The sequence below is a fragment of the Exiguobacterium sp. s64 genome (assembly GCF_018618035.1).
GTDB lineage: Bacteria > Bacillota > Bacilli > Exiguobacteriales > Exiguobacteriaceae > Exiguobacterium > Exiguobacterium mexicanum_A.
In genome coordinates this window covers 124,503-137,968 of record NZ_JACSLH010000001.1, presented here as the reverse complement: position 1 = coordinate 137,968, position 13,466 = coordinate 124,503, and the positions used below count along the sequence as shown (strand labels likewise).

The 13,466-nt window shown below is 54.0% G+C and carries 15 protein-coding genes; 2 read left to right on the top strand and 13 right to left on the bottom strand.

All coding sequences use genetic code 11. The features are described from left to right. Positions 1–16 precede the first annotated feature (16 nt). Entirely contained in the window at positions 17–409 is a 393-nt protein-coding gene (locus KNP64_RS00715) for a YslB family protein (protein WP_235045180.1), read from the top strand. Between the two features lie 48 nt (positions 410–457). Here KNP64_RS00715 and KNP64_RS00710 read toward each other — a convergent pair whose 3' ends face one another. Beyond that, a complete protein-coding gene (locus tag KNP64_RS00710) occupies positions 458–1,264 on the bottom strand; it encodes an aminoglycoside adenylyltransferase domain-containing protein (RefSeq protein WP_214791666.1) in 807 nt (268 codons plus the stop codon). Further along, a complete protein-coding gene (gene uvrC / locus KNP64_RS00705) occupies positions 1,261–3,045 on the bottom strand; it encodes an excinuclease ABC subunit UvrC (protein WP_214791668.1) in 1,785 nt (594 codons plus the stop codon). Before uvrC ends, KNP64_RS00710 begins: the two co-directional genes overlap by 4 nt. Before the next feature lie 73 nt (positions 3,046–3,118). Here uvrC and KNP64_RS00700 point away from each other — a divergent pair, with 73 nt between their 5' ends. Continuing rightward, positions 3,119–4,432, top strand: coding sequence for a dihydrolipoyl dehydrogenase family protein (locus KNP64_RS00700; RefSeq protein WP_214791670.1), 1,314 nt, complete (start codon positions 3,119–3,121; stop codon positions 4,430–4,432). 37 nt (positions 4,433–4,469) lie between these two features. Here the strand turns inward: KNP64_RS00700 and mnhG are convergent, their stop codons facing one another. The 11 genes from mnhG to KNP64_RS00645 form a co-directional block, all read right to left on the bottom strand. Continuing rightward, a complete protein-coding gene (gene mnhG / locus KNP64_RS00695; RefSeq protein ID WP_214791672.1) occupies positions 4,470–4,829 on the bottom strand; it encodes a monovalent cation/H(+) antiporter subunit G in 360 nt (119 codons plus the stop codon). Beyond that, positions 4,807–5,097, bottom strand: coding sequence for a Na(+)/H(+) antiporter subunit F1 (locus tag KNP64_RS00690; protein WP_114165745.1), 291 nt, complete (start codon positions 5,095–5,097; stop codon positions 4,807–4,809). Before KNP64_RS00690 ends, mnhG begins: the two co-directional genes overlap by 23 nt. Beyond that, complete coding sequence (locus KNP64_RS00685; protein ID WP_034776777.1) at positions 5,097–5,576, bottom strand: Na+/H+ antiporter subunit E; 480 nt, start codon at positions 5,574–5,576, stop codon at positions 5,097–5,099. Before KNP64_RS00685 ends, KNP64_RS00690 begins: the two co-directional genes overlap by 1 nt. A gap of 7 nt (positions 5,577–5,583) precedes the next feature. Further along, on the bottom strand, positions 5,584–7,068 hold the full coding sequence (locus KNP64_RS00680; RefSeq protein ID WP_138859773.1) for a Na+/H+ antiporter subunit D: 1,485 nt from the start codon (positions 7,066–7,068) through the stop codon (positions 5,584–5,586). Next, positions 7,061–7,402, bottom strand: a complete 342-nt coding sequence (locus KNP64_RS00675; protein WP_021066825.1) for a Na(+)/H(+) antiporter subunit C — start codon at positions 7,400–7,402, stop codon at positions 7,061–7,063. Before KNP64_RS00675 ends, KNP64_RS00680 begins: the two co-directional genes overlap by 8 nt. Continuing rightward, positions 7,402–7,839 (bottom strand): Na(+)/H(+) antiporter subunit B, encoded by a 438-nt coding sequence (locus tag KNP64_RS00670; protein ID WP_138859774.1) that lies wholly within the window; start codon positions 7,837–7,839, stop codon positions 7,402–7,404. The genes KNP64_RS00675 and KNP64_RS00670 overlap by 1 nt, the downstream gene beginning before the upstream one ends. Continuing rightward, on the bottom strand, positions 7,823–10,252 hold the full coding sequence (locus tag KNP64_RS00665; protein WP_214791674.1) for a Na+/H+ antiporter subunit A: 2,430 nt from the start codon (positions 10,250–10,252) through the stop codon (positions 7,823–7,825). Before KNP64_RS00665 ends, KNP64_RS00670 begins: the two co-directional genes overlap by 17 nt. 371 nt (positions 10,253–10,623) lie before the next feature. After that, positions 10,624–10,938: a thioredoxin gene (trxA, locus tag KNP64_RS00660; protein ID WP_021066822.1), complete on the bottom strand. Its 315-nt coding sequence runs from the start codon at positions 10,936–10,938 to the stop codon at positions 10,624–10,626. A 106-nt stretch (positions 10,939–11,044) separates the two neighbouring features. Beyond that, positions 11,045–12,010, bottom strand: coding sequence for an electron transfer flavoprotein subunit alpha/FixB family protein (locus tag KNP64_RS00655; protein WP_034776767.1), 966 nt, complete (start codon positions 12,008–12,010; stop codon positions 11,045–11,047). A gap of 13 nt (positions 12,011–12,023) precedes the next feature. Beyond that, on the bottom strand, positions 12,024–12,797 hold the full coding sequence (locus KNP64_RS00650; protein ID WP_214791676.1) for an electron transfer flavoprotein subunit beta/FixA family protein: 774 nt from the start codon (positions 12,795–12,797) through the stop codon (positions 12,024–12,026). An 80-nt stretch (positions 12,798–12,877) separates the two neighbouring features. Continuing rightward, positions 12,878–13,456: a fatty acid metabolism transcriptional regulator FadR gene (locus tag KNP64_RS00645; protein WP_214763772.1), complete on the bottom strand. Its 579-nt coding sequence runs from the start codon at positions 13,454–13,456 to the stop codon at positions 12,878–12,880. Positions 13,457–13,466: the final 10 nt, after the last annotated feature.

The following is a 13,466-nucleotide window of genomic DNA, read 5'->3' as shown; positions in this document are numbered from 1 at the left end:
GAAGAAGATGGAAACGATGAGCCAACCCACTTTCGCGATCGAACTGCTTCGCGATTATGTGTTGACGGATTTGCTTGGGGACGATTACGCTCAAGTCATCTATTGGTCGGGTAAACGGGTCGCACGCAAGTTCCCGGTCATGCCCAATGAAGAACTGAGCGCCTTCTTTAGCGAGGCCGGCTGGGGAGATTTGACGCTGTTGAAAGAAAAAGGAAATAAATTCTTGTTCGAGCTCACGCCCCCACCCGCGACCCAAGAGAAGGCAACGGGCTACTTCCAGCTCGAGGCTGGCTTTTTAGCCGAACAGATTGCGGGTCGTTTCCAATGCGTCGCCGAAGGATATGCCGACGTGACGCGCAAGGCCGTCCACATCACCGTCCAACTAGACCGAAAAGATACGTATGAATGAGAAAGAGCCGATGCGATTTTTACACCGCATCGGCTCTTTCTTTTTGCGTCAATCCTCCGACTCATCTGTGTCTTCATACTGGAAGAGACGCTCGTTGGCGAAGATATAAAAGTCGATGAGCTCCGACCTTGAGAACGTGCTGTCTTCGCCCGCATACGCCACTGCTGCTTTTTGAATGACGTGCAGAAGATCAGACGGGATCGGTTGTCGCTTCGCCCACTCGAGCACTTCTCGTTTGGCGAGCACACGCCCATCCGTCTCGTACGCCATCACCCGCACGAGGTTCAATACGCTATACACGGGGTGGTTATCAAGCGAGCTCAAGCAATCCAACGCGTCGTCCTTGATCGCCTCTAGATAGTGTCCATCCTCAAATCCGACTACCAACTCATTCATCGGGGCACCGAACAAGACACGGCCCCGCTCCATGATGACTTTGAGGTGAGCGGCCAAATCCGGATCTGTCATTCCGCGTTGCTCACGGAGCAGCTCGTCGATCGATGTTTTTTCCAACCGCATGCGCCACTGCTCACTATAATGAAACTCGAACGGACTCGGATGGACCCATTCCTGTAACGCTCGTTCCGTCAGCACGGTCAACTCGAGCGGATACGGCTGCGTCGATGTCGCCAGGCACAGTCGCATCAAACCGAGCCGTTCCTCGTCAGACAGGTCTCGGTCGCTCACGAACAGTAAATCGACGTCACTCAATCTTGGATGGAAACCTCCCATCGTCACAGATCCGTGCACGTATGCATGTCGAATCGCGTCGGTCACGTCCGTAAGCTCACGAACAAACTGTTCAATAAAAGGTGATGTCTCGTCTGGAAAATTGGCTAGCGCGTCTCGGTTCATTCATCGGTCTCCTCATGGACGTATTGGATCACGGTCTCGGCCAACTTCTCCGGCAGTCCCGCTTCTTTCAACTGTTCGAGCGAGGCGAGACGAATCTGTTTCATCGACCCGAAATGGCGAATTAACTGCTGGCGCCGTTTCGGTCCGACACCCGGGATGTCGTCGAGCACCGACTTCGTCATCTTCTTCGTCCGCAAACTGCGGTGGAACGTGATGGCGAAGCGGTGGACCTCGTCTTGCATACGTTGGAGCAAATAGAACGCGCTCGAGCGCGAGTTCAGTTCGACGACCCCGCCGCCTTCCCCGAACAAGAGCTGGCTCGTCCGGTGACGGTCATCTTTTTTGAGCGACCCGACCGGCAAGTCGAGCCCGAACTCGTTCTGCAGGACGTCGAGGGCGGCGTTCAATTGCCCGATGCCCCCGTCAATCAACAGCAAGTCCGGTAGACGCTTCTCTTCCGTCAACAGGCGACGGAACCGACGACGGACGACCTCTCGCATCGTCTCGTAGTCGTCCGGTCCTTGGACGGTACGAATCTTGTATTTCCGGTATTCCTTCTTGAGCGGCTTCCCGTCTTCGAAGACGACGAGTGCCGAGACGGCATCAGCCCCTTGGATGTTCGCGTTGTCGATGATGTCGACGCGTGACAAGTTCGGGATGCCGATCGCCTCACCGAGTTCACGCATGGCGAGGAGTGTCCGCTCTTCGTCGCGGGCGAGCAACTCGAACTTCTCGTTCAAGGCGATGCCCGCATTTTTCGTCGCCAAGTCGAGCAGCTGTCGCTTCGCGCCGCGCTTCGGTTGCATCACTTTCGTCCCGATCGCCTCGTTCAATAAATCGATGCGGACGATCTCGGGGACGAGCACTTCCTTCGGCAATACGTTCTGCTCGTAGAACTGGACGATGAAACTCTCGAGCTCCTCGGACGGCTCGCCGTGGAGCGGGAACAGTGATACGTCGCGCTCGATCATCTTGCCGCCCCGCATATAGAACACTTGGACGCACATCCAGCCGCGGTCGAGCGTATAGCCGAAGACGTCGCGTGCTGTCGGGTCGGCCGTGATCATGTTCTGTTTGTTCATAATCGACTCGACGGCCCGGATTTGGTCACGGAGCTCAGCGGCTCGTTCGAACTGCATGTCTTCGGCCGCTCGTCCCATGTCGACTTGGAGCTTGGCGAGCGTCTCGCTCGTCTCCCCGTTCAGGAAGCGGCGAATTTCATGGACGATCTCTTTTTGCTCGTCCGTGTCGACGGCGAGCTCGCAAGGTCCGAGGCACTGCCCGATATGGTAATACAGACAGAGCTTGCGCGGCATCGGTTGGCATTTCCGGAGCGGATACAGTTTATCGAGCAACCGCTTCGTCTCGTTGGCGGCATAGGCGTTCGGGTACGGGCCGAAATAGAAGCCGCCGTCCCGCTTCAGCTTCCGCGTCGTGAGTAACCTCGGGTACGGCTCGTTCGTGATCTTGATGTACGGGTACGACTTGTCGTCTTTGAGACGGATGTTGTATTTCGGGTCATGCTTTTTGATGAGCGTCATCTCGAGCAGAAGCGCCTCGAGTTCGCTCGCCGTGACGATATACTCAAAGTCGCGAATCTCAGCGACGAGGCGCATCGTCTTGATGTCATGCGCCCCGGTAAAATAAGACCGGACCCGGTTTTTCAGATTTTTCGCTTTCCCGACGTAAATGATCTCGCCGTACTCGTTCTTATGCAAGTAACAGCCGGGCTCGTCCGGGAGGAGCGCCAATTTATGTTTAATGTGGTCAGAATGACTCAAATTCAATCACCTCAGTTTAAGTTCCTTCCAGACGGGAAAAATTTTGATGAAGTCTCAGAGGGAGGGTTTTGTTATGAAACGGTACGATGTCATCATCATCGGCAGCGGCTCGGCAGCGAGCCAAGCCGCTAACGTATTATGCGACGCCGGTAAACAAATTGCCATCGTCGAGAATTGGACGTTCGGCGGGACGTGTCCGCAACGCGGATGTGACCCGAAAAAGATGCTCGCGGAAGGAGCAGAGCTCATTGCCCGTACGGAACGGATGAAATCACTCGGTGTCCACGGCGAGCTCACGCTCGATTGGCACGCCTTTAAACGGCGTATCGACGAGTATCGTTTCGCCATCCCGACGACGAAGATGCATCATTGGAAAGAGCACGACATCGACTTGTTCGAAGGCGAACCCCATTTCATCGATGAAGACTCGATTGTCATTGATGGGCATGAAATCTCGGCGCATCAGTTTTTAATCGCTTCAGGCCTCATTCCGCGACCGCTCGACATCCCGGGTGGCGACTTGGCCATCACGAGCGACGACGTTTTCGACCTCGACGACTTGCCAAAACACGTCATCATCATTGGGGCCGGCTATATCGCGTTCGAGTTCGCTCATATCCTCCGCCGCTTCGGGAGCGAGGTGACCCTCCTCATCCGATCGCGGGCACTTAAACAATTCGATCGCAAAGTCGTCAAACGTCTCGTCGATGAGACGATTCGGATCGGCATCGATGTCCGTTACGGCATCGAGCCCGTCCGGATGGATGGGGACGTGCTGACGTTATCAGATGACTCTACCCTCGAAGGCGTCGTCCTTAACGCCACCGGGCGAATTCCGAGCATCGAACGGCTCCGTTTGGACGCAGCCGGTATCGAGTCCGACCACGGCGGCGTCCTCGTCAATGAGTTCCTGCAGACGACGAATGCGAACGTATATGCAGCCGGGGACGTCGCCAAGAGCCGCAACCCGGCCCTCACCCCGTTTGCGGGGCAGGAAGGACGCATCGCCGCTCTCAATCTGTTACGGGACAACACGCGTCCTTTACCGGAGCGCCCCGCCCCGACGGTCGTCTTCACGACACCGCCGATTGCCAAAGTCGGGCTGACGGTCGAGGAGGTGAAAGCGCGCGGCATCGACTATGAATGTAAAGACAACGACTTGTCCCATTTCCTCACGTATGAGCGGATCAACGACACGACGGCGTTTTCCCGCATTCTGCTCAGCAAAGACGGCCACGTGCTCGGCGCCCACTTGATTGGGCAACACGCGCCGGAACTGATCAACCTGTTCTCATTCATTATACAAAACAATATGACCCATCAACACGTCAAACACTTGGAGTTCGCGTATCCGACGTCCGCGTCTGATATCTCGTACATCATCTAAAAAAGGCTCTTCCATCGTGCGATGGAAGAGCCTTTCGTCATTCGATTCCTTTATCCTTATCTTCTTGCAAGGCGTCCTGGAGCGATTTCTTCCAAAGCGGGACACCTTGAGAATGGGCCGCGCGGGCCACCAAGTGACTGCCGACCGGCGCCGTCAATAAGACGAAGAACAGTCCGAGCAGAAGCCGTGCGTCAAAGATGCGCTGGTCGACCCAGACGTGCAAGAGCGCCGCGAACAGGACAAACATGACGCCGAGCGTCGCACTCTTCGAGGCGGCGTGGGCGCGGGAATAGATGTCCGGGAGCCGGATCAGACCGATCGCCGCGACGACGGTAAAGAACACCCCGATGATCGTGAAGACACCGGTCAAGATGTCATAAATCATTGTTGCGGTCATGTTGGATGATCTCTCCCTTCTCGAGGAATTTCGAGAACGCCACCGTTCCGATAAAGGCTAAAATCCCGAGCAAGAGGATGACCTCGAAGAACATCGTCGTATCGAGCAAAATTGATAACAACGACACGACCGAGATCAACCCGATGCCGATCGAGTCGAGGGCGATGACTCGGTCCGCTGTCGTCGGCCCTTTGACGACCCGGTACAGCATACCGAGCATGGCGAGCACGAGGATGGCGAGGGCGACGTAAATAATAATATTTAACATTAGCTGGTCGCCTCCTTGATGTTCGACTCAAAGTTATCGTAAATGTCTTGTTTGAGCGACTCTTTATCCGGCATATGGAGCGCATGGATGTAGAGCGTCTTATTGTCGTCTGACACTTGGACGACAAGCGTACCTGGTGTCAGCGTGATGAGCATCGATAGCCAACTCACTTTCCAACCGGCATCGAGTTCGGTGTGATACCGAAAGATACCTGGTTGGATTTTTAGTTTCGGGCTCAAGACGAGCCGGAGCACTTCGATGTTGGCTACGACGAGTTCGCGACAGAAAATCAAGAACAGTTTAAACAGTTTCAAGACACGGGTGAAATAAAAGTCCGTGTTTTTGAAGAAGCGGCGCATCATGAAGATGACGAGTAACCCGAGCAAGTAACCGATGATGAATCCGCTCGTCGTGAACGTACCCGTGAAGAACATCCAAATGAACGCCAGGAAAAAGTTGATGAGTAGTTGGTAAGCCATCTCTAAATCACTCCTTAATCACGGCATCGATATAGATTTCGGGTTGCACGAGCGGTTCGATTGCCTGGGTAATGAACGGATGCATCGCTTCGGCACCAAACCCGTAGGCGACGGCGACGGCGACGAGCAAGAACGTCGGCACGATGAGGCGGTTCATATACGGCACGAGCGGACCGTCATAGACTCGTTTCTCTTCTCCCCAAAATCCGTACAAGAAGATTTTGATGACCGAGAAGAGGACGAACAGACTCGACAGCAAGATGAGGAGCGGCCCGAACAGGCTGCCTTCCCCGACCCCGCCTTGAACGATCAAAAGTTTCCCGAAGAATCCGCTGAGCGGCGGAATCCCGGCGAGCGACAACGCTGCGATGAAGAACGTCCAACCGAACAATGGGAAGCGGGTGATCAAACCGCCCATGTCGCGCAGTTGACCGGACTTGGTGATGCCGATCATCATCCCGACGAGCATGAACAAGGCGGCCTTGATCAACATGTCATGAATCAAATAGTAGAGCGCCCCTTCGAGCGACGTCTGCGTGTTGAGTGCGATTCCGTACAAGATGACGCCGACGGCGATCATGATGTTGTAGATGATGATCAACTTGACGTCGTTATAGGCGATCGCCCCGATCATCCCGATGACGATCGTCAACACGGCAAGGATAATCAAGAAGTTCTGCATGAACGCACTTCCACCATCAAACAGGAGCGTATACGTCCGCAAGATTGAGTAGACGCCGACTTTCGTCAACAGCGCCCCGAACATGGCGAGAATCGGTGTCGGCGCCACGACATACGAGCCCGGGAGCCAGTAATGAAGCGGCACGAGTGCCCCTTTCAAACCGAAGACGATGACGAAGAACACACCGATGACGGTGATGACGCTTTGATTCTCCACGAGCGGAATCTTTTGCGCGAGGTCCGCCAAACTGAGCGTACCGACCGTCCCGTAAAGAAGCGCGACGGCCATGACGAACAGCGCCGAGGCGATGACGTTCACGAGCAAATACTTGATCGACTCGCGTAACTGGACGCCCTTCCCGCCGAGCACGATCAACACGTACGACGAGATGAGGAAGACTTCAAAGAAGACGAACAAGTTGAAAATATCGCCTGTCGTGAAGGCACCGTTCACCCCGACGAGGAGGAACAACATCGCGACGTAGACGTAGTTCGATTCATAGGCGTCTGAGAAGTAATGGGTCGCAAACCAGACGATGAAAAAGACGAGCAACGTCGACGTGGCGACGAGTAGTGCCGACAGCATGTCCGAGACGAGCGTGATGCCGAACGGTGCCGGCCAGTTCCCTAAGTTGACGGTCATAATGCCGTCTTGAGACACGGTGAAGATGAGCAGCACCGTCACTGCAAACGTTACAAGTAAAGCCCCGAGTGCCACTCCGCGTTGCAGACGAACTTGCTTCGGTGCGAAGAGAAGAAAGATGGCCGCAAGCGCCGGGATGACAATCGGAAAGATCGGTAAGTTAATCATTCGATTCCGTTCCTTTCATTTCCTCAATATTATCCGTGTTCAGTTCCTGGTAAGCCCGATACGCGAGCACGAGGAAGAACGCGGTCACCCCGAAGCTGATAACGATCGCCGTCAAGACGAGCGCTTGCGGGAGCGGGTCAGTATATTCCGTGACCCCATCGACGAGGACGGGTGCCGCTCCGGTTTTCAGTCCACCCATCGTCAAGACGAGCAAGTGGGCAGCGTGGCTGAGCAACCCGGTGCCGATGATGATGCGCAACAAACTCTTTGAGAGAATCATATAGACCGCGCTCATCGTCAGGACACCGATGATGATGCTAACGAAGATTTCCATTATTCACTCTCTCCAATCGTTTGAATGATCGTCATCGTCACACCGATGACCACAAGGTAAACGCCAAGGTCAAAGGCGATCGCCGTGTGAAGCGTCTGTTCGCCTAGAAGCGGCAAGTCGAACTTATCGTACGCATGCGTCAGGAACGGACGGTCCCAGAAGATGCTGTGCAGCGACGTCAGTAACGCGATGGCGAGACCGAGCGCCGTCATCTTGCGATAATCGAACGGGAGCACGTCAGCGAGCGTCTTCGAATCGAAGGCGAGCAACAGCAACACGAGCGCCGCGGCCGTCATCAAACCACCGATGAACCCTCCGCCCGGCGAGTAGTGCCCGGCGAAGAAGAGGTTAATAGAGAACACGATGATGATGAAGAAGATGATCACCGCGGCCGTCTGTAAGATGACGTCATTGACTTGATCATTTTTTCGGTTCATGTTCACGTGCTCCTTTCGTACGTTCTGTCGTTCTGAATTTGATCATCGTGTAAATCCCGATGGCCGCGATGGCAAGGACGACGATCTCGAACAACGTATCAAAGCCACGGAAGTCAACAAGGACGACGTTGACCATGTTTTTCCCGGCTGCCAAATCATAGACGTTTTCTTTATAATACTCGGAGATCGACGACAGGGAACGGTTCGATAGCGCCATGAAGCTGAGGAGCGTCACCGTCACCCCGACGAAAATCGAGACAATCGCATTCTCGATTTTAAACTTAACACGCACTTCTTTCTTGCTGATCTCTGGCATATGGTAGAAGACGAGCAAGAACAAGGCGACCGATACCGTCTCGATGACGAGCTGCGTCAAGGCGAGGTCCGGGGCATTGAAGAAGACGAAGAACAACGCGACCGAGTAGCCGACGACACCGAGCAAAATGATCGACGGCAGACGCGAACGCATGAACAGAATCGCGAGCGATGCCAAGATGACGACCGCCCCGAGGACGTATTCATACGGTGCGACAGGCTCCATCTCGCCGAACGAGAAGTCGAACAAGTCGAAGCGATACATCGAGAACAACATCATGCCTGACAAGAACAAGAAGATGTACACCAAATACGAGCGAATGAAGCCCGTCATATAGTTGTCTTTAAAGCGATACGCCGCCTTGTTCGACCAGACGAGCGTCCCGTCGTACATGCCATTGAGCGTCAAGCGATGCGGGATATGGTTGTAGATGCCCATCCACTTGTTGATCGTGAAGAACATGAGCGTCCCGAGCAGGACGATACCGATCGTCATAAGTAACTCAGGTGTGATGCCGTGCCAGAAGTAGATATCGACTTTCACATCCTGACCGCTCGCGACGAGCGTCGGATAGATCGACTCGACGGCCGGCTTGATGAGCGAGTTCGACAACACGTTCGGTACGAAACCGAGAACGACGACGAGGATAGCGAGAATCGCTGGCGGGATGAGCATCCCGATCGGTGCCTCGTGCGGCTGTTTCGGTAACCGGTCGAACTGGGCTTTGCCCATGAACGTCCGGGTGAAGATAATCAAGCTGTAGATGAATGTGAACACGCTCGCGATGAACGCGACGACCGGGATCAAGATGCCGATCGTATCGAGCGCGAAGAAGTCCATCGAGAACACTTTCGTGGTTGCCTTCAAGAACATCTCTTTACTGAGGAAGCCGTTGAACGGCGGCAATCCTGCCATCGACAATGAGCCGATGACGGCGATTGTGAACGTGATCGGCATGACGGTCATCAGACCGCCGAGCTTACGGATGTCGCGCGTCCCCGTCTCGTGGTCGACGATCCCGACCATCATGAACAGCGACCCTTTGAACGTCGCATGGTTGATCAAGTGGAAGATTGCCGCGATCGTTGCGACCATATAGATGTTGTCATCCATGCCGTCATAATGTAGCGCCGCGGCCCCGAGGCCGAGAAGCGACATGATGAGACCGAGCTGACTGACCGTCGAGAAGGCAAGAATCCCCTTCAAATCGGTCTGTTTGACCGCGTTGAACGAACCCCAGAAGAGTGTGAACGTCCCGACCGAGGCAATAATCCATAGCCAGAGTGACGACTCTTGGAACACCGGACTCATCCGTGCGACGAGATAGAGACCGGCCTTGACCATCGTCGCCGAGTGGAGGTACGCACTGACCGGGGTCGGTGCCTCCATCGCATCCGGCAACCAGATGTGGAATGGGAATTGCGCTGACTTCGTGAAGGCGCCGAGCAAGATGAGAATCATCGCCGCGATAAAGAACGGGCTGTCGGCGATGAGTGCCTGATTGGCGACCATGTCGCGGATGCTGAATGAGCCGACGATCGACTCGAGGATCACAATCCCCCCTAGCATCGACAAGCCCCCGAACACGGTGATGAGCATCGACTTACGTGCCCCGTAGCGTGAGCGTTCTTTCTCGTACCAATACCCGATCAACAGGAACGACGAAATCGATGTGAGTTCCCAGAACATGTACATGACGACCATGTTATCCGAGAGGACGACACCGAGCATCGCACCCATGAACAAGAGCAGGTACACATAAAAATGACCGAGCGACTCTTTGTCTTTATTCAAATAGTAAATCGAATAGAGGACGACGAGCGCTCCAATCCCTGTAATGAGGAGGGCAAACAATAATCCGAGCCCGTCCACGTAGGCCGTGAAGTTGATGCCGAGCGATGGCATCCATTCGACCGTCTCCGTCACGACGTCCCCTGCGCTCGTGATTCCGATGAAGCGGAAGAAGTACACGAACAGGACGACCGGAACGATTAACACGAACCAACCCGTATGGATTCGCTTCAGCGCCCGGAACAAGAACGGGATGAACGGTGCCGCGAGAAGCGGCAATAAGATAGCTAAATGTAACACCGACAAGAAAATTCCTCCTTCGAACAGAGTCTTACAAACGATGGGCCAATTATTAAGGTCACTTGACGCCAACATGTCTTCCTCATGAGTATAGCGTAAATTTTCAGTCTGTTTCCATGATAAAACCTTGCCGCATTTTCCAGTCTCCTCAAAAATTCCCGAACTGTTAAATATGAAGATAGTCGACAAAAAGCGACGAAAAAAAATCTGATCAAGCGTCGTATGTATCCGTTTTCAGATAGTGATTTTTCCGGATTCCCCGCTAAATCCGTACCGAACCTTAACCGTTGTTATTCCATGCGAAACGACTAAACTCCTTCTTCCCTAACGAGCCCAACAAAAAACAGCCGACTAGTTCCCCGGTCGGCTGTACGTGGTTATTGTGCTGTTGCGATAAACTCTTTGAGTGCTTCTTTTGGTTGGAAGCCCATTGTTTTCGAAACAGGTTGTCCGTCTTTGAACATCATAAGTGTTGGGATACTTTGAATTTGGAAAGCGCCCGCTACTTCTGGGTTCTCGTCAACGTCGAGTTTAACGATTTGGACTTGGTCGCCCATCTCTTGGTCAAGCTCTTCGAGTACCGGTGCGATCATGCGGCACGGTCCACACCAAGCTGCCCAGAAATCGACGAGGACGACGCCCTCTTTTACTTCTTGTTCGAATGTTTGAGTCGTTGCGTGTTTAATAGCCATTTGGTAAATACCTCCCCAGTAAGATGTGAGAGCCGATTAAGAACTCTCATGCATTTCATGTTCAGAGTATACCACGGAGGGTACGTTTCCCCAAACATTCTGCATATCAGCTATTGACGAGGTGTTTGCGGAACTCTTCCGTCAAGAGCGGGACGACGTCGAACAAGTCACCGACAATGCCGTAGTCGGCCACGGTGAAGATGTTCGCTTCCGGGTCTTTGTTGATGGCGACGATGACTTTGGCGTTGCTCATCCCGGCCAAGTGTTGGATCGCCCCAGAGATGCCGCAGGCGATATACAAGTCCGGCGTGACGACTTTCCCGGTCTGCCCGATTTGTAGCGCGTAGTCACAGTAGTCGGCGTCACATGCTCCACGTGAAGCACCGACGGCCCCGCCGAGCAATTCCGCGAGCTCTTCGAGCGGCTTGAAGCCGTCCTCGCTCTTGACGCCGCGCCCACCGGCGACGATGACTTTCGCTTCCGTCAAATCGACTTTCCCCGTCGCCTTGCGGACGACTTCTTTGACGATCATGGCGAGGTCCTTGAGCTCCACGCTCGGTGTCTCGACCGACACACTCGCTCCAGCCGTACGCGGAAGAGCGTCGATGTTGTTCGGACGGATCGTGAAGAACATGACCGAGTCTTTGAATTTCACTTTCTCGAACGCTTTCCCTGAATAGATCGGGCGGACGAACTCGGCGTCTTTGCCAGATCCTTCAATCGAGACGACGTCACTGATGAGGCCGGCGTCCAGACGAGCCGCAAGTTTCGGTGCGATATCTTTTCCGAGTGCGGTATGACCGAGGACGATCATGTCCGGCGACTCCTGGTCGATGACTTGGCGGAGCACTTGTCCGTAACCGTCTGGCGTATAGTGTTTGAGACGCTCGTCTTCGATGACGAGGACGCGTCCCGCGCCGTATTCCCCGAGTTCATTGGCGAGTGCTTTGACATCATCCCCGATGACGACCGCCGTCACGTCGTCCGTCAATTGCTTCGCTGCGGCGATTGCTTCAAATGATACGTTCCGTAACGCGCCTTCACGCGCTTCTGCGAGTACTAGAGCTTTCATCTATGTGTCCCCCTTAAATGACTTTGGCTTCCGTGCGAAGTAATTGAACGAGCTCGCTCACTTGTGACGACGTATCCCCTTCAAGGATGCGCCCAGCTTTCTTCTCTTCTGGCAAGAAACGTTCGATCGTCTCGATTTTCGCTTCGATCTCGTCTTCATCGAGGTCGATGTCCGACAGTTCGAGTTCTTCGAGTGGCTTCTTCTTCGCCTTCATGATGCCTGGAAGGCTCGGGTAACGCGGTTCGTTCAATCCTTGCTGCGCTGTCACGAGGAGCGGGAGCGCCACTTCGATCACTTCAGTGTCCCCTTCGACGTCGCGTGTGACCGTCGCTGTCGTGCCGTCGATATCGAGTTTCGTGATCGTCGTCACGTAGTTCATGTCCAACAGTTCAGCGACACGTGGTGCGACTTGGCCGCTACCGCCGTCAATGGCGACGTTCCCTGCGAAGATGAGATCTGGCGCTTGCTCTTTCAAGTACGTGGCGAGCACTTTCGAAATCGTCACATGGTCTGCGTCCTCGACGTCATCCTCGATTGAGATGCGGACCGCTTTGTCCGCACCCATCGCGAGCGCCGTCCGAAGTTCTTTGTCCGCGTCTTCTGGTCCGACCGTCACGACCGTGACTTCTCCCCCGAGATCGTCACGTTTACGGATGGCTTCTTCGACCGCATATTCGTCATACGGGTTGATGATGAACTCAGCGCCGTCTTCTTGAATTACCCCATTCTCGAGCTGAATCGCTTCCTCTGTATCGAACGTACGCTTCAGCAACACAAAAATATTCATCGTAGTTCCCCCTTATAAGTTGTTCGCACCATCATTCATGAATCAGCGTTCATTTTTTGAGCTAGCGAGAGGGCTTACGGTTAAGCAAGCCCTTTTTTTAACATATGGTGTACTTTCGGTAGCGTCGACATCAAATCATACTTGAAGCCGCTCGCCATCCAACTCGTGACCACTTCATCGATCGTGCCGAAAATCATCTGGCGAGCCAGGCGATAGTCGAGTTCGCGATCGAATTCGCCGGTGTCGATCCCGTGTTGTACGACCGTGTCAATTAAGTTCAAGTACGGTTTGAGTACTTCGCTAATCTTTTGGCGGAGCGCCAAATTCGACTGCCGGAGCTCGATTTGCGTCACGACGGCGAGGTCGTAATCGGCCGATAGTTGTTTCAAATGCGACTCAATCAACTGATACAGCTTGTCGCCGGCCGTCGTCTCCCGCTCGATCTGTTGTTTCGAGTAGTCGATGAACAGGCCCATCTTCGTCTGGAACAATTCAATCAACAGATGTTCCTTGTTTTTGAAGTACAGATAAATCGTTCCGTCGGCGACGCCCGCTTCTTTGGCGATGGCCGTCACCTTTGCACCGTGATAGCCATGGTCCGCAATCACTTTCACTGCCGCATCGATAATGCGGTCACTTTTTGATCCATTCTTTGTCATAAACACCCAA

What these genes read in the sequence shown, in the direction of transcription:
- KNP64_RS00645 (WP_214763772.1), bottom strand. Translation starts at nt 13,456, where the DNA reads ATGACAAAGAATGGATCAAAAAGTGACCGCATTATCGATGCGGCAGTG.
- KNP64_RS00650 (WP_214791676.1), bottom strand. Translation starts at nt 12,797, where the DNA reads ATGAATATTTTTGTGTTGCTGAAGCGTACGTTCGATACAGAGGAAGCG.
- KNP64_RS00680 (WP_138859773.1), bottom strand. Translation starts at nt 7,068, where the DNA reads ATGATTAACTTACCGATCTTTCCGATTGTCATCCCGGCGCTTGCGGCC.
- KNP64_RS00655 (WP_034776767.1), bottom strand. Translation starts at nt 12,010, where the DNA reads ATGAAAGCTCTAGTACTCGCAGAAGCGCGTGAAGGCGCGTTACGGAAC.
- KNP64_RS00700 (WP_214791670.1), top strand. Translation starts at nt 3,119, where the DNA reads ATGAAACGGTACGATGTCATCATCATCGGCAGCGGCTCGGCAGCGAGC.
- KNP64_RS00670 (WP_138859774.1), bottom strand. Translation starts at nt 7,839, where the DNA reads ATGAACCGAAAAAATGATCAAGTCAATGACGTCATCTTACAGACGGCC.
- mnhG (WP_214791672.1), bottom strand. Translation starts at nt 4,829, where the DNA reads ATGACCGCAACAATGATTTATGACATCTTGACCGGTGTCTTCACGATC.
- trxA (WP_021066822.1), bottom strand. Translation starts at nt 10,938, where the DNA reads ATGGCTATTAAACACGCAACGACTCAAACATTCGAACAAGAAGTAAAA.
- KNP64_RS00715 (WP_235045180.1), top strand. Translation starts at nt 17, where the DNA reads ATGAGCCAACCCACTTTCGCGATCGAACTGCTTCGCGATTATGTGTTG.
- KNP64_RS00690 (WP_114165745.1), bottom strand. Translation starts at nt 5,097, where the DNA reads ATGTTAAATATTATTATTTACGTCGCCCTCGCCATCCTCGTGCTCGCC.
- KNP64_RS00710 (WP_214791666.1), bottom strand. Translation starts at nt 1,264, where the DNA reads ATGAACCGAGACGCGCTAGCCAATTTTCCAGACGAGACATCACCTTTT.
- KNP64_RS00675 (WP_021066825.1), bottom strand. Translation starts at nt 7,402, where the DNA reads ATGGAAATCTTCGTTAGCATCATCATCGGTGTCCTGACGATGAGCGCG.
- KNP64_RS00685 (WP_034776777.1), bottom strand. Translation starts at nt 5,576, where the DNA reads ATGGCTTACCAACTACTCATCAACTTTTTCCTGGCGTTCATTTGGATG.